At 49.6% G+C, this 21,656-nt stretch carries 17 protein-coding genes and 1 pseudogene; 11 read left to right on the plus strand and 7 right to left on the minus strand.

Annotated elements, in window-relative coordinates:
- Window positions 1–210: 210 nt before the first annotated feature.
- From ACCW76_RS04390 to ACCW76_RS04420, 7 genes and pseudogenes are all read right to left on the minus strand, one after another.
- Entirely contained in the window at window positions 211–933 is a 723-nt protein-coding gene (locus tag ACCW76_RS04390; protein WP_436337861.1) for a hypothetical protein, read from the minus strand.
- A gap of 4 nt (window positions 934–937) precedes the next feature.
- The gene (locus ACCW76_RS04395; protein ID WP_436337862.1) at window positions 938–1,390 is read right to left on the minus strand and encodes a hypothetical protein; all 453 of its coding nucleotides are present in this window, start codon (window positions 1,388–1,390) and stop codon (window positions 938–940) included.
- Between the two features lie 358 nt (window positions 1,391–1,748).
- Complete coding sequence (locus ACCW76_RS04400; RefSeq protein WP_436337863.1) at window positions 1,749–1,937, minus strand: hypothetical protein; 189 nt, start codon at window positions 1,935–1,937, stop codon at window positions 1,749–1,751.
- A gap of 101 nt (window positions 1,938–2,038) precedes the next feature.
- Window positions 2,039–2,410: pseudogene (locus ACCW76_RS04405) on the minus strand (replication endonuclease); the annotation flags it as partial.
- A gap of 182 nt (window positions 2,411–2,592) precedes the next feature.
- Window positions 2,593–2,892: a DUF1493 family protein gene (locus tag ACCW76_RS04410; protein ID WP_436337864.1), complete on the minus strand. Its 300-nt coding sequence runs from the start codon at window positions 2,890–2,892 to the stop codon at window positions 2,593–2,595.
- Complete coding sequence (locus ACCW76_RS04415; RefSeq protein ID WP_436337903.1) at window positions 2,886–3,068, minus strand: hypothetical protein; 183 nt, start codon at window positions 3,066–3,068, stop codon at window positions 2,886–2,888. Before ACCW76_RS04415 ends, ACCW76_RS04410 begins: the two co-directional genes overlap by 7 nt.
- Before the next feature lie 646 nt (window positions 3,069–3,714).
- Window positions 3,715–4,419, minus strand: coding sequence for an MgtC/SapB family protein (locus tag ACCW76_RS04420; RefSeq protein WP_034828565.1), 705 nt, complete (start codon window positions 4,417–4,419; stop codon window positions 3,715–3,717).
- Between the two features lie 858 nt (window positions 4,420–5,277).
- Here ACCW76_RS04420 and ACCW76_RS04425 point away from each other — a divergent pair.
- The 11 genes from ACCW76_RS04425 (at window position 5,278) to ACCW76_RS04475 (ending at window position 21,653) form a co-directional block, all read left to right on the plus strand.
- Complete coding sequence (locus ACCW76_RS04425) at window positions 5,278–6,018, plus strand: hypothetical protein (RefSeq protein ID WP_436337865.1); 741 nt, start codon at window positions 5,278–5,280, stop codon at window positions 6,016–6,018.
- Window positions 6,019–6,109: 91 nt separating this feature from the next.
- Entirely contained in the window at window positions 6,110–6,592 is a 483-nt protein-coding gene (locus ACCW76_RS04430) for a hypothetical protein (RefSeq protein WP_436337866.1), read from the plus strand.
- 84 nt (window positions 6,593–6,676) lie between these two features.
- Window positions 6,677–7,816: a tellurite resistance domain protein gene (locus ACCW76_RS04435; protein ID WP_436337867.1), complete on the plus strand. Its 1,140-nt coding sequence runs from the start codon at window positions 6,677–6,679 to the stop codon at window positions 7,814–7,816.
- Window positions 7,817–7,865: 49 nt separating this feature from the next.
- Complete coding sequence (locus tag ACCW76_RS04440) at window positions 7,866–9,389, plus strand: SrfA family protein (protein ID WP_436337869.1); 1,524 nt, start codon at window positions 7,866–7,868, stop codon at window positions 9,387–9,389.
- Between the two features lie 17 nt (window positions 9,390–9,406).
- A complete protein-coding gene (locus tag ACCW76_RS04445) occupies window positions 9,407–12,475 on the plus strand; it encodes a virulence factor SrfB (protein WP_436337870.1) in 3,069 nt (1,022 codons plus the stop codon).
- Complete coding sequence (locus tag ACCW76_RS04450) at window positions 12,475–15,138, plus strand: virulence factor SrfC family protein (RefSeq protein ID WP_436337871.1); 2,664 nt, start codon at window positions 12,475–12,477, stop codon at window positions 15,136–15,138. Before ACCW76_RS04445 ends, ACCW76_RS04450 begins: the two co-directional genes overlap by 1 nt.
- Window positions 15,132–16,127, plus strand: a complete 996-nt coding sequence (locus ACCW76_RS04455) for a hypothetical protein (RefSeq protein ID WP_436337872.1) — start codon at window positions 15,132–15,134, stop codon at window positions 16,125–16,127. Before ACCW76_RS04450 ends, ACCW76_RS04455 begins: the two co-directional genes overlap by 7 nt.
- Window positions 16,124–18,085, plus strand: a complete 1,962-nt coding sequence (locus ACCW76_RS04460; protein WP_436337873.1) for a vWA domain-containing protein — start codon at window positions 16,124–16,126, stop codon at window positions 18,083–18,085. The genes ACCW76_RS04455 and ACCW76_RS04460 overlap by 4 nt, the downstream gene beginning before the upstream one ends.
- The gene (locus ACCW76_RS04465) at window positions 18,085–18,813 is read left to right on the plus strand and encodes an ABC transporter ATP-binding protein (protein WP_436337874.1); all 729 of its coding nucleotides are present in this window, start codon (window positions 18,085–18,087) and stop codon (window positions 18,811–18,813) included. The genes ACCW76_RS04460 and ACCW76_RS04465 overlap by 1 nt, the downstream gene beginning before the upstream one ends.
- On the plus strand, window positions 18,803–20,017 hold the full coding sequence (locus ACCW76_RS04470) for an ABC transporter permease (RefSeq protein WP_436337875.1): 1,215 nt from the start codon (window positions 18,803–18,805) through the stop codon (window positions 20,015–20,017). Before ACCW76_RS04465 ends, ACCW76_RS04470 begins: the two co-directional genes overlap by 11 nt.
- Window positions 20,018–20,066: 49 nt before the next feature.
- On the plus strand, window positions 20,067–21,653 hold the full coding sequence (locus tag ACCW76_RS04475; RefSeq protein ID WP_436337876.1) for an SUMF1/EgtB/PvdO family nonheme iron enzyme: 1,587 nt from the start codon (window positions 20,067–20,069) through the stop codon (window positions 21,651–21,653).
- Window positions 21,654–21,656 lie beyond the last annotated feature (3 nt).

Raw genomic sequence — 21,656 nt, forward strand, 5'->3', positions numbered from 1 at the left:
TACTATTAAAACCACATTAATAAATTAGAAGGAGATTTACAATTTAAAAACGCAACTAATGACATGACTACAGACTAATAAATTATAAGCACTAAATAATTCAAACAACCATACCAATCAAAAAAGTCAAACACACCTAATCTAATCATTCTAATAAAATCAAATGGAGTTTGATTTTTAAAAACGCTTTCCGTCCATCATTGACAATTTTTATGCATCCTTTATGGAGGTGCTATTAAACATTACTTTATAGATATCAAATTCATCTGCTGGTTTAGGTGAAACGCTTGAATTAGCTTTATGTTCAATTTCATCAATTGTATATAAAAATGAACTTTGAAACATCATGAAAGTTGTAAAGTCATGAACCTGCTTACGAACATCATCGGCGCCACATGGTGTGCGGTCATTGGAAATACTTAATAGCTTCCCCAAATGTACACTTTTAAATTCCCGAATTTTGTCTAAAAGGATGGCTTTAATTTCTTTAATTTTTGCATCTTTGTCCTGAATCTCCTTATCTTTTTCCTCTGCTTTTTTATTAACCGTTAATGCCGTAGAACGCTCGGATGTCACAAGACTTATAATTAAAGCCAAAAGATACAGATATTTTTTATTGTCATCCAAAAAATATGAAGAAAGAATAATCACAGCCAAAGGCAATATAACCACGCTAAACGTCAGCCTAATGCCTTTAATTTCAATTAATTTATCTAACTGAGTCCTAAGCCATGAGCACGCCATATAAACTATGGCTACCAATATCAATACTAAGGCTAACAAACTTATCGGCAAAACATCCCCAGAAGAAACATCAGGCTTCAACTTTGCAGCGCTAGGATGAGTTTCTGATAGTTCTTGAACCGTATTCTGTTTGTAATCTGGCCCTGGAGATTTGTTAGAAATCGCAGTTTCAGTGTTATCTTTAATCATCCTGTCACTCTTCCGACTTTAATAAATTATTAGGAATTGCCGAAAGAATTGACGCATTAATTCTAATATTATTAGAATTAATAACACCATTTAAAAAAACAAATTCTGAACTAAATGATACTATAAACCCTTCACTTCCTACCCTACATGCTTTAAAGCCAATAGAAGTGTCGTTAAAATCCTTAATCGAAGTATCAAGGTCTTTCTTTAGCTTATTCCTTGCATCTTCAAAATCAAAAAAGTTTATTAAGGTCATAACTTTAAATAATTTATTGGAAACAACTCTAAATGTAAACTTAGCTTTGTTATAAGTAAACTCATATTCCGCCCACTTATTTTCCTCAAAAGGAGTTTTAACTATCACGTCAGATATAGATGAAATCTCATTTAGTATCTTAACATAATCAACATTGGATTCATTAATAAAAGGCTTGCTTTTAATTCGTTGTTTTTTCATTTTATGATGAGAATCTTCAGGTTGTTATTTCTTAAAAACATAAGAAGATCACACTAATTTATGAAATAATTAATGTGAAAATAATAAATGCAACAATTTATCTAAAGCTATTAAACACCAAGTTATGCTTCAGCTGCAACATAATTTTCTTTCATCATTTCTGATATCTAAAGTCATAGCGCGCGCTCGTACCCCCGCCACGCCTGCCCGCTTTGCGTTATGGTTTTCATGCACTGCATGACATAAGCAAAAGCCCGCCAGAACAGGCGGGCCGAGAGAGATGCGATCCTTTTTGGATCATGCGAATTCATGCAGCATAGACATGCACGCTCGCAGTGGCTATCAGGACCACTCATTCCTACTCTAGTTGATGCATTGACCGACTGTATTCGTGATTACGTAATCGCGCCATAAGCTCATCAGTTAGCTCTGAAACCCACTCAATTGCCATGCTCTTTTCCAACTCTGTGCAGTCACTAACAGCAACAAGTTTCAAAAACAAATCAATGCGCTGGAGCTTCACCGACTCCAAAAGAAAATCCTGCATGTTGCCTCCCATTCAACAACTGACTGTATATGCATACAGTATATAAAACTCACATTAATGTGAAACTCTTTTTTATCTTTCAATGGGATTGCTCCAGATTGTCACCGGTCCAATTTAGCCTCTTGAAGCCTTCCGTTCTGGTAAAAAAGCCGTCTCCTCGCCCCCGCATTTAGGCTACATCCTTTGGAAAGGAGGCTAATTTCTTCCTCGTGGCCCTCAAAACCACGGGCTTTTAGTTCCAGCTCTAATCGTCGGCGCTCTGACCCCGTACAGTTATTGACAGAACTCTAAGGGTTGGCAGTGCCGCCCGAAGGGCCAACCTCCGTTGACGTGTCAGCTAAATTGGCAACGGTTTCCCACTTCACCATGCGCGTGAATACTTCATAATCGTGATAGTGAGGCGAATAGATTTCCTGTACGCGCTGCACGTCTTCAGCGTACTCATTGCCCATTTAGGTGATTTCGTAGCAGAGGTGGGGTTGGTGACGCGGTAAAGGCATCGCAGATTCTCGTCCGAAATGAGGTGATGCTACTGCAAGAGCCTCTTAAGGAAACCAGTAACTTGCTGCGCTAAGAAGTGATTACGTTCAGCCATTACTCGCTGGAAGCGACCGCAACAAACTGAAGATTGAACGCTTACCTTTGCAGGCGTTAATTATTTACCCAACCAGCGTCCGGCCTGAGCAGACTCAATCAACAGACGGATAGTAATTGGATCATGTGCTGCGGAGAAATCTTCCGGGAAATACTCGTTAAATGTGATCGTGCTGGGGTTAATGCCAAAACTGTCAGCGTAACGTTCAAACAATTCATAAGCGTCAATGGGATCCATGCGAAAGTCGTTGTTAAGGTCAGTATCCAGCTCAAGCTTATAACGTCTTAATGTGAACAAACTTTTTCCGTTATAATCTTCAACCAGCGCAAATACAGCCTTCTCTATATCCTCGTTTACCATATCTTGTCTTCCTTATGGGCAATACGATTATATTTTTTAATAGTTTTCCAGCCTATCTCCGCCACATCAGCGGCCAGATACAGCCAGCCTTCGTGGCTACTAATATAGGCAATGCCCGTTACCCAACGCTGATACGGAGCATCCGGATTAAACTGTCGCTGGAGCCAGTTGGGCATCTCTCTTCAAGTCATCTCCAATGACTCTGCTATGTCCGTTAAACCCGTGACGATTCAACAAATCTACCGATCCGTAGCTAGCTTAACGGCTATTGAAACGGGTTAAACTGTGCAGAAAATTGAGCAACGTCTTGAAAGCATCAAGCGTAGGCAAAAACTATCGGTTTAGCGCGCTAATTCGGAAAATATCGTTAATCAGATGTATCATCGACGTATAGTTACCCAAAACGCAGGCCTGAATAGCCTTCTAAAAACACGCTTTAAGCCAAATAACAAACGGTTACCTTACAAAAATAGACTCAAAATTCAATGCCAAGAATATTGGTAAGCACTATTAAGAGGAAATAATGAGATGCTTTATACGAGATTTAAAAAAATGAAGAAAGCACTTCTATGGTTAATTCAGTCATTTATCTACCTCATACCCCTCGCGGCTGTTGTAGCAGGGATCTACATTTTCGTCCGCTTTATGCCTAATTACGCGGCCTTTCTCAGCATATCCTGGGTGATCGTTGTTTCCTTCATCTATATCAAATACAACAGATGGTATTGAATATTTCCAACACCATCTATCAGCACTCCAACCCAAATCATCGATGAGAGCGCAGCCCAATATGTGAAGGGTGCGACGACGCCACTTAGCCCATCACTCCCCTTCCAACCCGCAAACCTGCCAACGCACCGAACTCACGCCCTTCTCCAGACTGATCCGTCCCACCAGACTCTCAAGCTGATCCGTCATGCTCGGTTTCCCCAGCACTTCCGCATTAACCTCCATGCGATGCGGTGGATTCATATCCTCGCTGTGTAGTGATTGCAGACGTAATCCGCTGCCGCCAAGGCTGTGCAGCATCAGGCTGCGCACCTGCACTTCATCTTGCGCCAGACAGATAATCTGCACTTTGTAGTGCTGCACCACTTCTTCTGCAGGCACCAGGCTCTGGCGATTAATCCCCTGCGCCAAATCGCGCAGCAGAATGTTGGCGCACAGAATCACCATGCAACCTATCGCCGCTTCCAGCAGCAGTCCCATGCTGCACAGCACGCCCACGGCAGCGGTGCACCAAAGCGTTGCGGCAGTATTCAGTCCACGCACGTTAAGGCCATCGCGCATGATCACCCCGCCGCCAAGAAAGCCAATGCCAGAAACCACATAGGCCGCTACGCGTGAGGCATCAGTGGCGATGCCGGGTACACTTTGCGTCATCAAAACAAATAAACAGGCGCCAGTGCTGACCAGCGCGTTAGTGCGCAAACCGGTCATACGTTGGCGAAGCTGGCGCTCGCTGCCAATCAGCGCGCCCAGAACCAGCGCGACGGTGACGCGCAGTAAAAAGATTTTCCAATCCATAATAAACCTCACTCCGCTGCTTCAGGCAGGCGGAACATCAGGGGGGTAGTAAATGGATTACAGCCAGTGCCGCTACCGCTGAAACTCAGCAGTATCACGCAAAAAACAGGGGGAGATTCTGGAAGGAAATCCACCGTCTTAACGCACGGTTAAGACAGCGTTGAGGGCTATCTTACCGCAGGGACCTTTTGTAATCGTTCGGGACAGGTGTCCAATGCAGTTATCCTCTTGGGGTAAAAATTCGCCGGGATTGTATCCCTCACACTGGTGAATTGCTATCCAATATCACTTCGATTTATTGAAGGTTTATGTAGCAGCGCACACCGCCAGCGAGGTTAACCGCGCGCGTTGGCTTCTATCTCAATGCCGCCAAAACCAGTATTAAAGTAGCGCCCAATTTTTCAGTGGACAAAAAACACCATCCAAAGTTAAGCAAGATTAATGATTTTGCAATTTATTTACTAACGTTAATCAGATAGCTTAAGGCGCGGAATAATGGATGTGGTATTTAACCTTTCAAATACTGCCCCCTCAAACTTAGGGTGCCGTGAAGAATACCAATCCAGTTAGTTGAATTATCTTTCCATATCCATAAATTTTACTCCCAAGCACTAAATATTTGATTTGGTCTGCCGATGTCTATTAAGCGTCGTTAAGACCTCTGATTTTTACTCCTGCTTTTGAGATGTATGGGTAAGAACAAGTTCAACGACCCACTGCTATTTATGGTAGTAGTTTTTTATTAAAATTTATGCTGGGAAGCAATAACCAGTCGCACGTAAAATCAATAACAGCAATAGTGTCGATGGACAGCACACTTCTTCGCTCTGCTCCATTCGATATTTTAAGGATAAAATAATGGCGAATACGTTTAAACGCAGTACAACCTGTCTCCTTGTTTCTCTCACTCTGTTGCTTGGTGGCTGTGCTAATACCGGTAGTTCCCTCTTGTCAGGCACCAAACCTGATCCGCGTCTGACCAGCGGTGAACAATCTCAATTATTTAGCAGCTCAGCTGCACAGGGTTGCGGTATGGGGGCTCTGGCGGGCGCAGGCTTGGGCGCCTTGACCGGTGCACTGGCAGGAAATGGTAAAAAAGCGCTTGTCGGCGCTGCCGTCGGCGGTGCTGCAGGATGTGCTGCAGGTGTAGCAGCAAACTATTACCTCGATAGTCTGAAAAAAGATTACGCCACCACTGCCGACCGCTTGCAAGCAATGGATAAAGACATCAACAAAGATACTGCAGATATCGCGAAAACAACCGCAGCCATGAAGGCGGTAATTCGTGACAACAGTGCAACTCTGACCAAAATTAGCGTGCAGAAAGACAAAGCTGGCTTTGATAAAGCCGGTGCCAAAAAAGAGCTGGCCCAGATTGACGCCAACGTCAGCGTGATGAAAGACAAAATTAAAGTCATGAAAGAGAAGAGCGATGGTTATAAAGTCGCCATCCAGGGCCAAACAACCAGCAATGCTAAAGACAAAGCTCAGCTGACTAAACTGAAGACCGAATATAACGAACTCAACAATCAGATTACCGTGCTGGAATCTGAGACCGATGGTTTGTACAGCCAACGCCAGGCTATTTCATTGGGTTGATAATGACGGGCCGGTACTATTATCGGCCCTATTTAGTACCTTTCGGTGTATACGACATTTTGTTCAGCTTTCTGAATACATGGACGCCTTCATGAGACTTTACGTTTTACTCGCTTCAATACTCCTTGCCGGATGCGCCACCTCCCCTCAGGACTGTGATTTGCATGCCCAAGACCCCAGTTTCCTTACCAAATTAAGTTGCACCACCTCGGGTGGCTATAGACAAAAAGTTGACGATCAAGAGCGCCATGTTCTGCAAAGCCAGCGTGACAATAAAATTGCACAACAAAACCTGGCTGATACCCAGATCAGGGAACAAGCATCCAGCCAGAAGCTAGCAGATGAACAAACGCGCTTAAAAGCAGCACGTTCTGATCTGGCCCAGACACTGAAAAAGCTCAAATCGAGCAAATCCCATAGTCAGCAACGCCAGCAAGAAATAAATCAACTCGTGAAGTTGCAGCAACAGTCACAACAGGCTAGCAGTGCCAGCGACGTTGCCGACATTGAGCAGAAAATCGCTGCCGCCAAAGACAGGATTAAAGTGCTTGAGCAGGCTAACTCAATTCAATAAACCGTCACTGAGGTGGCGGGAAGGTTCGCTCGCCACAGAGCCAATCGGCATTTTCCGCTAATAAAACCAAAATGAATCTGGGCCATGCAACGATTAACAAGATCTGCGCCGATTGATGAGGCAACGCTCAATACCTACGAGGAAACGGTCGCCATTATCCACCGTTATCTCCCCCCCGCTCTCGCGCTGTTGTATGCAACAGCGCGTCGCAGCGCAGAAGGCAATCTGGAGTGGTGGACCGCGCGGCAGGGTCTCGCTACGCCGTTGTCAGCGTTGAGCGATGCTGAACAAACCCAGATTCAGTCTAAGCGGCAGGAATACCAAGATACGGTTGCCAGCTTGATTGAACAGCTGACCGCGCGCGGAGAAACTCATCCGGCCTATGCACTGCAAACTTTGCTCACTCATTCCCAGGCTTTGGCGTGCTATAGCGTTGGGGGTGAACCGGTTTTAATCAACTGGGCCATTCCAGTTCAACAAACGCCAGCAGAGATAACACTTGCACCACAAAGGCGAAAATTGCTGCCATGGTTGCTCTTGCTGCTGTTATTGCTTTTGCTGGCCCTCGTATGGTGGTGGTCTCACAGCCGTTCACCAGCCGCCCTCCCCGCGCAACGCGAAATGCCTGCTGCCGTGACAGATACCTCGCCGAAAAAGACCCAGTTAACGCCGGACAATCCCAGCGTTAATCTTGCCAAAACCAAGGATTTTGGCCGAATCAAAGTCAATTTGACATGGCAACAGGGACCTAACAAACAGCCGGTAGATCTGGATGTCGCCGCTTTTGTTCGATTGAAAAATGGAAAAAACGGTGGCGTAGAAGCACTCAGTAAATTCCTTGGTGACTACGACAAACCGCCCTTCATGCTATTGCAAAAAGATCTGCGCGACGGCGGAAATCAAGATGGCGAATGGCTCTTCATCAACGGCAGCCAATGGCAGGATATTGATGAAGTCCTGATCTACAGCTTCATATACGGCGGCGCGAATAACTGGCAAGGACTTGATGCCACTATCACCCTCTCAGTTCCAAACCAGCCGCCGATCACCTCCACGTTAGTGAATGGGGATGAACGTCATGAAGTGGCAGCAATTGCACGTTTAAAGAACGTTGGGGGTGACCTCCATGTTGAGCGGCTCAACAGCTTCTTCCCCGATCGTGAGTCATTGGCTAAGCATTACGGCTGGAGCTTTGAATGGACGCCGGGTGCCAGCAAAAATTAATCATCGCCATGTGACTTACGTTAATTAGCAGCCCTAAAAGGTTTAGACAATGAGAAATTCGATTCAGGGACCACTGTTACGTACCGGGAACAACTCTTCATTCAAGGCGCTGGGTGAAACAGGCTATCCCGTATTCAAGATGGCATTTCAATTGCGTGAAGCCATTTACCGCCTGGATGCCGGGCGTGATTTAGCCCGCCATCTTGCCGTTCCGCAAAATGAGCAGGGCGGCGATCGGACGGACTGGTACAGCAGTTTTGCTGGCGATGTGATTCCCTGGAATAGTGCATCCGAAAGCGAACGAGCCTCAGCGCGTCAGCAATTCACCGAATTCCAGATGGCAGTCCAGGCGTTAAGCGAGAAGATGCTAAACGCGGAGAATGGTGGTGCAGGCGGTGACAGACGCGTATTCGCTCAATTATTAAAGTCTGTCGTTAACTTCCCCGACGATGAGTTCCTTTATCTGGTAAACGGAGTGTTGGTGATCACCTTCTGGGGGTTTGTGCACCCCACGGGGGAGCATCATAGCCCAATGCATTGGCTGCAACCCGGTTCAGTACCGGTGCAAACTCCCGTTGCTCCCATCGCCCCCGCCACGCCGCCATTGGCGCAACCGCTAACGACGACGGCTCAAACGATTGAGACCCTCGAGACCGTAACGCACACGCGTCGCAGAAGATGGAGATGGAACTGGCGCTGGCTGCTGTGGTTACTGGTCGCCCTGTTGTGTCTGGCGCTGATTCTGGGACTGTTACGGGGTTGCGTCCCCTCACTCTCGCTGCCTGGCCTGAATCATCATAGCCAGCCCATCAGCGACGTGGGCAATAGCCCAACGGTTGAAGGCCAGACTCCAACTGGCTCAGGTCTGAATGTTCCTGCAACTTCAGGTACAGATGTTTCCACCACTTCAGGCACTGCCAACACTACGTCGGGAGTGAGTTCCACTGAGACAGCACAGGAAAATACTCCTTCTCAGCCGATCAGCGGCCCGACAACAGCTGATGAAACCGTACCGGGAACACAGCCTTTCGCTGAGGCTCAACAGCCTATCGCAAACAACGAAGCGCCAGTCGCAGAATCTGCGGCTAATGCGGAGCCATCTGCAACGCCAGCGCCCGCAGCAGAGCCACAGAACAGCGAACCGCAGATTCCTGCGGAGCCCTCTAATACAGTGCCACCCGTTAAGCCAGTACAGGGGCAACCGCTGACGCTTCCTGCCGCACTGCCCGATGGCCCGGCACAGTTTCTTAACGGCCAGTGGCGAGTGAACGGCGGTATTCAAGACAAACTCACGGGCCGTCCATTGCAGTTGCAATACGACTTTAAGCAGGGCAATGGCACGGTCAGTGTACGTCAATCTAATGGTGTCACCTGCAAAGGCCCAGCCCAAGGGAGTGTTAAGCAAGGCGCACTCAACATCACGAATCCTGAACAGATGAAATGTAGCGATGACTCTAACTTTATTGGCCCAACCATAGAGTGCAAATCGCTCAATGCTGTTCACACCGATTGTGTCGGTAACAATGCTGGGGACAAAACCTTCCCCATCCGCATGTTGCAACCCCATTCATAAACAGGGACGAATAGATTATGTTGCCTGAAATTATTTCTTATGATCGCCAGGTCACGCTGGTGGGTGATTCGGGAATCCAGTTTATGGATTTCGGTTTAATGCTCAACTCTCCACCCGCGGGCGAATTCGTCAAACTCGCCAACGGCGTACTGACGCGTCTGCTTTACAACGAGCCTCGCGACTACCTTTTCTACCAGCCGACACCGGACAAGATTGAGAAGGCGAAAAGCCAATACGACATTCCCGTCGCGCAAAGTCTTAAGTTGCTGGATGGCACCTGGTTACCGCTCCCTCTGTTCCGTTTCAGCCTGCCCAATATTTACCAGGAGGGGCCACTGAACTGGGCGCGTTTTCGTATTGTAAAACTGCCTGAAAAGGATATGGATGGCCACACTCATCGCATGACACTGGCCATTGATACCCGCGTCATGGCCAAACAACAATCGGCCGCTGACCTCAGCCCTAATCATGAAGATGTGAATGCCGGTGCAACCTTTGCCGTGGCTACCGCGACTTACGCTCTGAACTGGTACTTAACGCAAGACTGGGTGAAAGATTGGTTAGTTGATGCGTTCAATGACGCCAGCAAAGGCCGGGATCTCGATGAACGTGAGGATGAGATTGCTCAGCAGTATCCGCTGGCGCACTATCTTAACCTGCTTTCACTCATGGCCGAACCGCTTGAGGGTCTGCAAGCGCAGACGGAAGCCTCTATCGCGCTGCCACAGTTTAAGGTGGTCGCCAATCGCGAAGTAAATGCCATTAAACCGATCCCCGTTGATCTGATCCTTGATGTCGGCAACTCCCGTACCTGCGGTATTTTGATTGAGGATCACGGACAGTCTGGATCCGGCCTCATGCACAACTATGTGCTGAAACTGCGCGATCTCAGCACGCCTGAACACGTCTATACCGATCCTTTTGAAAGTAAGGTTGAGTTCTCACAGGCCTCTTTTGGCAAAGATATTTATTCCGTGCGCAGCGGCCGCCATGATGCTTTCCAGTGGCCCACCATCGCCCGTATAGGTGGAGAAGCGAGCCGCTTAGCCTCACGCCGGCGCGGAAGCGAAGGCTCCACAGGCTTATCTAGTCCCAAACGTTATTTGTGGGATGAAAAGTTCTATGGGCAAGGCTGGCGTTTTAACAGCGGCTCAGCGCTGGATACCAACCCTCTCGCCACGGCTGCCCCCTTCGCCAACTTAATTAATGAAAAAGGCGATGCACTGCATACCATCGACGATGAGATGGATCGCATTCCGGTGTTCACGCCGCGCTACTCTCGCAGCTCTCTGATGACCTTTATGTTAGCGGAGGTGTTAACCCAAGCCATTAGCCAGATTAACAGCCCCGAACAGCGTATTCGTGAAGGTCATGCGGGGCTTCCTCGCCAGCTTCGCCACATTATTCTGACCGTACCACCCGGTATGCCGATGGCGGAACGCTGCATTTTGGATGACAGAATGCGCCAGGCGGTGGGCTTAGTATGGAAATCGTTGCGCTGGCATACGGGTGAGGATGATCCGTATATTGATGAAGGCAATGAGCACAGCAAAGACAACGTCAAAATTCCGCTGCCTAAGATCCGCGTTGAGTGGGATGAAGCTTCTTGTGCTCAGCTGGTTTATCTGTACACCGAAATTAATCAAAACTTTGCCGGCCACCCAGAAATATTCTTCGAAACTCTGGGCCGTCCTGATCGTCAGGACCGGGAAACGCTTACCATTGCCTCAATTGACATTGGCGGTGGCACCACCGATCTGGTGATTACTGATTATCGTCTGGATCGTAATGGCCTGTCCGGCGGCGGTGCGAATGTGCATATCATTCCTCAGCAACGTTTCCGCGACAGCTTCAAGATTGCCGGTGATGACATCCTGCTTGATGTGATCCAGTCCTATGTGCTGCCCGCTTTTGAACTATCGCTGCGTGAAGCCGGTGTGCGTTCGGTTGAAACATCGATGTCTCATTTGTGCGGTGCGCAAAATGTCAGTGCCGCGGAAGCGGTACTGCGTCAGCAACTCAGCCTGCAACTGTTTGTGCCCTTAGCACTGCACATTTTGTCCTGCTACGAGCAGTACGATCCCCAGAATGAGCAGACTCATTTGCTGATTAACCAGCGCGTCAGTGAATTACTGCCCGCGGGTAATATCAGTGATGAAGTTGAAAACTTTGTGCGCCGTGAAGTGAAAAAGGCGGGAGGCACGGATAACTTCAAACTGGCCGACGTAACACTCAATATCACGCTGACCAAAGTACACAACGATGTGTGCTCAGGTAAGTTCAACATCGACAAAGTACTTACTGCACTGTGTGAAGTCTTGTCCTGCTACCACTGTGATCTGCTGCTGCTGACGGGCCGTCCGTCGCAACTGCCGGGCATTCAGGCCATTGTCCGACGCAACCTGCCCTTACCACCAGGGCGTATTCTGGCGTTGCACGGTTATCAAACAGGAACCTGGTATCCGTTCCATAAAAACGGCCATATACATGATCCGAAAAGCACCGCCTCCGTGGGTGCGATGCTGTCGCAGTTGTGTGCAAATCATAGTATCCCCAACTTCCATTTCCGTATTGCGGCGTTGAAGCCTTACTCCACGATTCGTCATATCGGCACCATTGATATGGATAACCTGATTCACGATGCCGACGTGATTTATCGTCATATCAAATCTGAAAACGGACAGATCATCTTACCGGAGGTCTTGAATGAGGAAGGAGAAAGCAACACGGCCAGCATTGTGATGCGAGGTGATATGCGACTGGGCTATCGCCAACTGGATGCTGAGCGCTGGTCTGCCTCGCCCTTATACACGCTACGGCTCAGCGAATCTGGACGTGAAAAGTTCTCCAAGGTAAGCCTTTCAAACGGTGAATCTCCGTATCTCAACATCAGATTGATGATTGATAAAGACAAGGCGGCTCACAAATTGGGGCTGATCAGCGACCGTCTGACGATCGCAGATGTCAGCAGCAATACCGATAAATCTTTTTCAAAGAGAGATTTAGAGTTGGAACTCAATACCATGCCCGATACGGGACTCATTGATAGCCGACACTGGCTCGATAGCGGGAGTGTGAAAAAATAATGAACAACGATCAAATTACCCTGCAACAGGGATGGGCGGCTATCGCTCAGGGCTGCCAGGATGCGCTGAGTTGGGTGGGCGACGTGCGCCCCGGCTCTCGCCGCCTGGATAACGAAGCCGATAAGCTCAACCTGGATTTATTGCGCACTCGCAATTTAGCCAACGCGCTTTCCCAAGTCTCTTCCACTCCCATGACGGTGGGCTTCTTTGGTATTTCGCAGGCGGGTAAATCTTATTTGATCTCCGCATTAGCCGCGGGCAGCAACGGCGAACTGGAAGCGCGCTATGACAACAAACGCGTCAACTTCATTCGTGACGTCAATCCCGTCGGCAACGGTAAAGAGGCTACTGGGCTGGTCACGCGTTTTACCCAACACGCACCTGAAGCACCGCAGGGCTACCCGATCCCCCTGCGTCTCTTCAGTGAGATCGATCTGGCCAAGATTCTTGCTAACAGCTGGTTTAATGACTTTGATCAACAGCAAATAAGTTATCAAATTGACGAGCAGCGGATTGAGGCGTGCCTGCAACCGTTCCTTCAATATGAGGGCCAGCCTAGCGCCAATAACGGTGTCAGCAGTGAGGACGTGGTCGCACTATGGGACTATGTCGAGACATCCTTTAAAAGATCGGTGGAGAAGTTAGAGCATAGCTGGTTGCCACATGTACTGACTATCGCACCGGCTCTCAAGTCACAGGATCGCGCAACGCTGTTCTCTCTGCTTTGGGGAGAGCAACCGGAGCTCACCGAGATTTATCGCTCGCTCGCCCGCGTGCTGGAAAAACTCAACCACGCGAAAATGGTGTTTGCCCCCTTAGAAACCCTCACCGACCGCAGTAGCAGCATTATTAATGTTGATTGCTTGAGTCACCTTGGCACAAGCCAGGATCGCTCTGTCGAGATACGTTTTTGGCGAGAGAATCAGCAAACCGGCAGCGCTATTCTGACGCAAGCCGAACTCGCAGCACTGACCTCGGAACTTATTTTTCCATTGGCAGAAATCGCCGATAACAGTGTGGTAGAGGAGGTCGATCTCCTCGATTTCCCAGGCTATCGCGGACGACTCAAACTTCGCAATTTGAAAGAAGCCATTCAAAAGGAACCTGATCAAGTCGCTACCATGTTATTGCGTGGCAAGGTTGCCTACCTTTTTGAGCGCTATACCGATAACCAAGAGATGAATGCTTTGGTGGTCTGTGCCAGCTCGGCTAAGCAGAGTGATGTGTCAGATGTGGGTCCAGTGCTAGATCGTTGGGTGGAGAGGACACAAGGCAGAGATGCCGCAGAGCGAGCAAATAATAACGCAGGTCTATTCTGGGCTATCACCATGTTTGACAAGCGTATTTCCGATACTTTAGGACATACGGAAAGCCAGTTGAACGAATCCTGGGATGGCCTGCTTAAGATGACACTGCTGGAACATTTTTCCGGTTCCGACTGGTTAGAACAGTGGTCTCCCGGTAAAGCATTTGATAATTGCTTCCTGGTGCGTAAACCAGGCATGGAGAGCGCTTTCCTGCAGCTGGAAGAGGGTTCCAGCAAAGAGGTCGCGTTGAATACGCGTCATCACGAAGCGCTCAATACCATGCGCCGGACTTTTATCTCCAGGGAAAAAGTCGCTTTACATATCGCAGATCCTGAGCAGGCTTGGCTGGAAATGATGAAATTCAATGATGGAGGTATCACTCGCCTGACAGAGGGTTTACGCGGTGTCGCTAAACTGGCGTTTAAATTAGACCGACTGCGTGAGCAGTTAAAACAATGTCGTAGTGAAAAGGTCGATAAACGCCTTGGTCGCTGGTACCAGCATGACGGCGACGGTAAACTAATTAAAAAACAATCGATTGCAAAAGATCTGTGGCAAGGCCTTTCCGCCTCTCCGCAGAGTATGGGAGAAATCATCAGTCGTTTAGATATATCCTCGAATGAATTAAGCAATATCTATCTGAGCATTCGCGAGCAGGAGCCAGAGCCGCAAGCGGGTGCGGAACAACGTCCGCTGAATGCCTTTGCCGCGAGTTTATTTGGCAGTAATCCGTTCGGCGAAGAATCAGCCGAAGAACCGACCACCGCCGTTGAAGCCACACCGGAACGCGTTGGTCAGGATGATGAATTCGCCCACCAGGCATTCAAAGCCTGGGTCGCTCATCTGCGAGATCTGCCGCAGCAAACCGCGTATTGGCAGCAACTCGGGATCAACAGTGACGCAATCAACCTGTTATGCGAAGAACTGATCACCGCCGCCACCCGCCAAGATCTGGAAGGTACGCTCAAACGTGCACTGGCCGGGCAGGAACAGGCGGGAACACTCCGCCAGCAACTACAGGCACGTCAAACTCTTCGCGCTCAGCTGGCGATACGGGACTTTATTGCCTGGTTTGGCTACCTCGCGATGCCAGAAGCACAAATCCCGAACAGCTATGTCGGAGAAAAGAAGAAAGTCTTTGCCCGTCAGGTCTCCCTTGCCAGCGATGAATTACCGCAGCTGCCTGCTGTGGCCCCACAGCCCGGCGTCGCCTATGTGGGTGACTGGCTCTCAGCATTAATGAAAATCACGCTGGATAACGCGGGCCACAGTGCCACGAGTGATATCTCCGCTGAACAAAACCAGAAACTTGGCCAGATCATTGGCAAAATGAAACAAGAGACCCAGCCATGCTAGCGAAAATTTTCCCCTGCCAACCTTCAGAGCCGGGCTTTGCACAACTGATGATTCGCCTGCGTGGCGAAGACGCTTTACTGTCAACGCTGAACTTTACACTTTGCAATAATGAGCAGAATTATCTGCAGCCTGACGGCCTCTGGAGCCCGGCACCACACGTATTTACTCTCAACGGTGGTTATGAATTCAATAAAGGTAGCGGTTTTCGTATTGGCCCGAACTTGCTTGATCCACTGCTGGCGAGCGCCAGTCAGGTGCAAATTCAGGCCCAATTAGCCTCGGGAGCACCCCGTAACACCACACTCCAACTGGTGCGTGATGAGCTGTTCTCTTCAGGTGCTAGCGGGAAAACCGCCAACTACGGTGGCCGTAGCGTGGCGGACGCGCCTACTCCAGCGCCTGAACCAGAACCTGTTCCGGAGAAAGAAGCCGAGCCAACACCCCCTGAACCACCCCTGGCGCCGACGGCACCGCGTCCAAAGCGTAACGCTTCGGTTATTCCAATCATCGTTGTCGTGCTGCTGGTTCTGCTGATTGCGGCCGCTGCGGCGTGGTGGTTCCTTGGACGCGGACACACCACGCCAACTGCAGCAGAAAAACTACCGGAAGTGCCAGCCGTTGCCGCTGCAGCCAAACCGGATGCAAGCGAATGTTCCCCAGCTAACCTGGCAAGTCAGAGTGAGCTTGATTTCGTGCAAAGCTGCGCGCAACAAAAGCTCGACAGTGACAAACTGCTGGCCATCATTCAGGCAGCTAAAGACGCCAAAAAATGTGGTGTGGCTCAACGTCTGTACGCGCACAGCGCCCAAGGTGGTGATACCAAAGTCGCTCTCGCTTATGCCGCTGAATACGATCCGCAAGATCATAAACCGAGTGAATGCTTCAAAACACCAGACTCGGATACCGCCGCATACTGGTATGACACCGTGCTGCAAACTGATCCAGAAAACAAGAAAGCGAAGCAACGCCTCGCGGAGTTGAGAAAATGATGACCAAACATTTTCGTCGGCTCGCTTTGCCGTTATGTGGCCTGCTTTTGGCCAGCCAGGTATTGGCTGCAGAGGAAGATAAACCTCTGCTGCAAGAAGGTAAGAAAACGCTATTCCAACGCGTGTTAACCACACCGGGATGTAAACTGGGCACCGAAGCAGGTGATGATAAGGGCCCACTGCAACCGGCTTTCAGCAGCTTTTATGTTTATCAGAAAGCGGATGTAAACGGTAAAGGCTGGGTCAAAGTGGGACCCGATAGCTACGGAAAAACCATTGGCTGGCTACCACAGTCCTGTACCGTTGACTGGAAAATGCAGTTAACTCTGGCCTTTACCAACCCGGCTAACCGTGACCGATTGGTGTTCTTCAAAGATAAAAAAAGCCTGGATGATATTCTTAACGCGCCCGATCCCGTTTCATTGATGGCCCCTCTACGCGCCCATTTAAAACGTGATGGTCATGCCGACGGCGTTTTGGCACAAGAGCCAGAATATTTCGTTGATCTGCAAAAGCAGTTTTACCTGCTGCCGATCCTCAGCGGTGAAGAGGTGATGACCGAAAGTGGCTTCTACACACGCTTGCTTAACGTTGCCTCTGTGAGCAAAGCGGATCCCAACGCGAAGCAGACCGATGATGTGAATCAGCTCAAAGGCTTTAACGCCTCGGTGGTGTTCGTTATCGATTCCACCATCTCGATGGGTCCGTACATAGACCGCACCAAAGAAGCGGTCAACAAAATTTATGACAAGATTCAGCAGGAACACCTGCAGGATCAGGTGAAATTTGGTTTGGTTTCCTTCCGCTCAAACACCAAAGCCGTACCCGGGCTGGAATTTACCTCGAAAATCTTCGCTGATCCGAATCAGGTGAAAGATGGCGCAGACTTCTTGCAAAAGGTTGCCGGTCTGAAAGAAGCCAAGGTCTCCAGCTCTTTGGTCGATGAGGACGCTTACTCTGGTGTCCTGTCCGCCATTGATAACATCGACTGGCGTCCTTTTGGCGCACGTTACATCGTCTTAATCACCGATGCAGGTGCCATTGATGGCAGCAATAAACTTTCATCAACCGGGCTCGATGCTAAGCAGTTGCGTTTGGAAGCGGGAAATAAAGGTATTGCCGTTTATACCCTGCACCTCAAGACTCCTTCAGGCAAAGCTGATCATGCGAAAGCAGAAGGCCAGTACCGCGATCTTTCCAACTTTGACAGCACCCAATCCAACTTGTATCAATCCGTCGATGCGGGCGATCTGAAAGCCTTTGGTCAACAGGTTGATACGCTGGCAGCCGCGATTACCGAACAGGTTAAATCTGCCTATATGGGTGACCCCGCCATTGGCAGTGCGCTCTACTCTAAGGATGACGGCAAGAAGCCCGCGCCAGAGGATAAATTGCTTGAAGACACCGCGCTGATTGGCCATGCCATGCAATTGGCCTGGCTGGGTAAAAAGAATGACACTCAGGCACCGTTGGTGTTCAAAGCCTGGATCAGTGACCGCGATCTTATCAAACAGAATATCCCCACCACGGACGTTCGCGTACTGCTAACCAAAGGGCAGTTGAGCGATTTAAGCGATGTGGTAAGCCAGATCCTGCAAGCCGCTAACGAAGGCATGATTTCGCCCAATAAAATGTTTGAACGCTTGCGTACCGTAGCTGCGACTATGGGTGCCGATCCTAATCAGCTCAAGCAGCAGGATAACGCCAAAATTAATGATCTCGGCGTATTAGGCGAATATCTGGCGGATCTCCCCTATAAAAGCGACGTGCTGAATCTGGACGAAGAAACATGGAAAAGCTGGGATGGCCTGTCTCAGGAGAAATTCATCCGCACGCTCTCGACCAAGTTACGTTATTACCAGAAATATAATGCGGACGTCGATCGCTGGGTGGAACTCGCCAAAGGTAGCGATCCTCGCGATCGTGTCTACCCGGTGCCGCTGGAAATGATGCCCTGATGCTGCACATCGACAATTTGTGTGTCGTGCGTGGTGAAGGGGATCAGTCGCACGCTGTTTACCTGCCGCAGCTCAGTCTGCGGCCAGGCCAGGTGATGGCGGTGACCGGTGAAAGCGGCTGCGGCAAGAGCACACTCCTTGAAGCGATCGGTCTTTTATTGAGACCCGCCAGCGTTGAGCGCTTCACACTGGAGACTGAAACGCTACTCGATGTAGGCGCACTCCTCACCCACAATCAGCAAGCAGAGCTGGCCGACACCCGTGCTCGCCATTTGGGCTTCGTGCTGCAAAATGGCGGGCTGCTTCCCTTTCTCAGCGTGCAGGACAATATCACACTGCCGTGTCAGCTCCTGGGTAAGCAGCCGGAAAAAGGGATGTTGAAGCGGATTATTGATACGCTAAAACTGGGCCCACTGTTAGGTAAGCTCCCTGCCCAGTTGTCCTTTGGCGAAAGACAACGCACCGCATTTGCCCGCGCTATTCTCCATCGGCCCGGATTGGTGCTGGCTGACGAACCCACTGCCGCACTCGATCCTCACAATGCCCAGCAACTGTTTCGCCTGTTTATCGATCTGGTGGCGCAAGAGGGCATGATGGCACTGGTAGTTTGTCACGACTGGCCCCTGGTGCAGCGTTTCAATCTACCCTGTTTAGTTGCCCGTACTGGCTCAGGTGCATCAGACCTGCCAGGGGATCAAGCCCAAAGGGGAACTCACTTTGTCCTTTAATCGTACCCTGCTGTTAGGGCGCCTGGCACTGCAAGATCTTTGGCACGACCGCATCATCTCATTTTGTATTGCTTCCTCTCTGGTCGCCGTGATCGCGCCGCTGCTGCTGCTGTTTGGCTTGCGATTTGGCATTGTCAGCCAGTTACAGGACGAGCTTGCCAATGATCCACGCAACCTTGAAATCCGAATGTTGAGTAGCGGCAGTTATGATCCCGAGTGGATAGCACAACTGCGCCAACGTTCCGATGTAGGATTTGCCATCGGGCAGACACGTTCACTGAATACGGTGGCAGACTTGCAAGTGGACAGCAGCCATTTCATTGAAAATGCTGAAGTGATCCCGACCGATGTGGGCGATCCGCTCTTAGGCAATCTCAAGATCCAACAGGAAAATGAGGTAGTCCTCACGCAGGAAGCGGCAAGAAAACTGGATGTTAAGATCGGCGATAGCGTGACCCTGCGCGTCAGCCGACAGCTTGATGAGAGCCAGGAATGGGGGAGAAAAAGACTGGTCGTAGCCGGCATATTACCCGCCACGTATTTTAATCGGGCAGCGATTTTCACCCAGTCCTCTCTGCTGCTGATACTTGAGCATTTCAGAGACGGCTATTCGATCCCTGGCCTTGGGGTCAGCAGCGGGCAGCCGTTAAACGCCAATCCACCACGTTATGCGCGTGCCAGATTATATGCCAAGAGCATCGACCACGTTGCCAGCCTTGAACGCGATCTGCGCGCACAACGCATCGAAACCTCAAGCCGACTGGCTGATATTGAAAATGTAAAAAGCATTAATCGAGTGCTGGGGCTGATCTTCAATATCATCGCCGCCACTGCCTTGGTAGGTTGCATCGCCTCATTGATCGGATCCTTTATCGCTAACGTCGATCGCAAACGCAAACATATTGCCGTCCTGCGGCTTTTAGGTTTTACCGGCCCGGCGGTGGGTGGCTATGTCATCGTACAGGGCTGCCTACTTAGCCTGCTGGCTTATGTGGGTGGCTATGGCATTTACCTGATCGCCAGCCAGATTTTTAATCGGGCGCTGGCAGGTAGCCACGCGACCGACCAAATGCTGTGCAAAATAACCTTAACGCACAGCATTTTGGCTATGGTGATCACAGTAGTCGTGGCACTGGTGGTTGCCAGTATTGGTGCTTATCGGGCCATCAAAATAGAACCTGCGCAGAGTCTGCGAGAGGTGTAATTCGTCCTACCCACTTTTTAGTTAACAGAAAGATTAACGGAGATTGTTCGTGACCTTAACGCCTGCCTCATTGCCGTACTGGTTAGCTCTCGGCCTGCTCGCCACTGCCTCTTCCGCCTTAGCGGAACCCTGGAACGAGAACACCTGGAACCCTAAACCAGATGGCGAAGATATCGTTCTGCCTATGCCCTGTGAAGGTTCTATGGCGTTCCGTCGAGTCGAGATTCCCATGGCAGGGCCACTTGATGATTTGCCGATTACCTTGGGTCAGGACAGCGGGGATTGGGGCGTCATTGAACACAGTTATCCGGCCTTTATTGCTGGTAGCTTCACGGATAAAAAGGCAAAAGGACGTTATTACCTGGTCGCAAAATATGAGCTGACGACGTTGCAGTATCAGGCATTAACGGAGGGTACGTGCCCCACTCCTTTGCGCAAACTCAGTTTACCCGTTACCGGGATCAGTTGGTTTGACGCGGTCAGCGCCGCCGATAAATACAACCAGTGGCTGCGCAGTCATGCCATGGATAAGCTGCCAAAAGAAGACGGTGATGCTGGCTTCTTACGCTTGCCAACAGAAGTTGAGTGGGAATTTGCCGCGCGTGGCGGCTTAAAGGTCAACAGCGCCGAATTTCGCGACCAGCATTATCCAATGGATGACATGAAGAACTATGAGTGGTACTCAGGTGCGCAATCATCCAATGGCAGAGTACAGCTGATTGGATTGTTACAGCCTAATCCACTGGGTTTGTATGACATGCTTGGCAATGTCTCAGAGATGATGTTCAATCCCTTTTATCTCAACAAGCTCAACCGCTTGCATGGTCAGGCTGGTGGTTTTGTCGTACGTGGTGGCAACTTCCTTTCAGGCCCGACAGAAATTCGCAGTGCAACGCGTAAAGAAGTGAATTACTACGATCAAGCCACTCCCTCCATCAGCAAAACCACGGGCCTGCGTCTGGTTCTGGTGGCTCCCACCATCACCTCAACCGATAAAGTTAAGCAGCTGGAAAAAAGTTGGGAAACCCTTGGCGCTGAAAATCAGGTTAACGATAAGAAAGACGATGCAGCTAAAGACACAGTGAAAGCACTGGGAAGCCTTGCGTCAAATGTTGACGACGCAGCGTTAAAACAGAAATTAAAAGATTTGGAAAATCAGCTGCGTGCCAGCAATCAAAAACAGCAGGAAGAGCGGGATCAGTCTATCCGAGCCAGCCTGAATTTAGGCTCTTTCCTCTGCACCAAGCTACAGGATGACGGTCGATTCCTCGATTTCCTAAACCATAACTACGAACTGCTGTGCAAGAACAAAGATGCCAGCGATGCCAATTGTGCCATCCGCAAAACCAAACTTGGCGAGCAATCTGACCGACTGCAACAGCTCACAGGATATTACGCCAGTAGTCTCGTCGATGCAGCCACCCTGTATGGCAAAGACGGGCTGCAACACGAAGTCACTGTGTTTGATCAAATGCTCACCTTGAACAAACGTCTTTCAGGGCTAAAGCCTTTCCTCGCAGCCCACTGGCAGAATCAGCAGAAGTATCTGGAGAACGGCAAGATTGATACCGCAGGCTGGTTGGATAGCTGCAAAAAGATCAATGCAGCCCCTCAGGCTATTGTTCAGGAAAAGTAGTTA

Origin of the sequence: Pantoea sp. C8B4 (genome assembly GCF_051336905.1) — a bacterium.
GTDB classification, from domain to species: Bacteria; Pseudomonadota; Gammaproteobacteria; order Enterobacterales; family Enterobacteriaceae; genus Pantoea; species Pantoea rwandensis_B.

What these genes read in the sequence shown, in the direction of transcription:
- ACCW76_RS04390 (WP_436337861.1), bottom strand. Translation starts at nt 933, where the DNA reads ATGATTAAAGATAACACTGAAACTGCGATTTCTAACAAATCTCCAGGG.
- ACCW76_RS04395 (WP_436337862.1), bottom strand. Translation starts at nt 1,390, where the DNA reads ATGAAAAAACAACGAATTAAAAGCAAGCCTTTTATTAATGAATCCAAT.
- ACCW76_RS04400 (WP_436337863.1), bottom strand. Translation starts at nt 1,937, where the DNA reads ATGCAGGATTTTCTTTTGGAGTCGGTGAAGCTCCAGCGCATTGATTTG.
- ACCW76_RS04410 (WP_436337864.1), bottom strand. Translation starts at nt 2,892, where the DNA reads ATGGTAAACGAGGATATAGAGAAGGCTGTATTTGCGCTGGTTGAAGAT.
- ACCW76_RS04415 (WP_436337903.1), bottom strand. Translation starts at nt 3,068, where the DNA reads ATGCCCAACTGGCTCCAGCGACAGTTTAATCCGGATGCTCCGTATCAG.
- ACCW76_RS04420 (WP_034828565.1), bottom strand. Translation starts at nt 4,419, where the DNA reads ATGGATTGGAAAATCTTTTTACTGCGCGTCACCGTCGCGCTGGTTCTG.
- ACCW76_RS04425 (WP_436337865.1), top strand. Translation starts at nt 5,278, where the DNA reads ATGGCGAATACGTTTAAACGCAGTACAACCTGTCTCCTTGTTTCTCTC.
- ACCW76_RS04430 (WP_436337866.1), top strand. Translation starts at nt 6,110, where the DNA reads ATGAGACTTTACGTTTTACTCGCTTCAATACTCCTTGCCGGATGCGCC.
- ACCW76_RS04435 (WP_436337867.1), top strand. Translation starts at nt 6,677, where the DNA reads ATGCAACGATTAACAAGATCTGCGCCGATTGATGAGGCAACGCTCAAT.
- ACCW76_RS04440 (WP_436337869.1), top strand. Translation starts at nt 7,866, where the DNA reads ATGAGAAATTCGATTCAGGGACCACTGTTACGTACCGGGAACAACTCT.
- ACCW76_RS04445 (WP_436337870.1), top strand. Translation starts at nt 9,407, where the DNA reads ATGTTGCCTGAAATTATTTCTTATGATCGCCAGGTCACGCTGGTGGGT.
- ACCW76_RS04450 (WP_436337871.1), top strand. Translation starts at nt 12,475, where the DNA reads ATGAACAACGATCAAATTACCCTGCAACAGGGATGGGCGGCTATCGCT.
- ACCW76_RS04455 (WP_436337872.1), top strand. Translation starts at nt 15,132, where the DNA reads ATGCTAGCGAAAATTTTCCCCTGCCAACCTTCAGAGCCGGGCTTTGCA.
- ACCW76_RS04460 (WP_436337873.1), top strand. Translation starts at nt 16,124, where the DNA reads ATGATGACCAAACATTTTCGTCGGCTCGCTTTGCCGTTATGTGGCCTG.
- ACCW76_RS04465 (WP_436337874.1), top strand. Translation starts at nt 18,085, where the DNA reads ATGCTGCACATCGACAATTTGTGTGTCGTGCGTGGTGAAGGGGATCAG.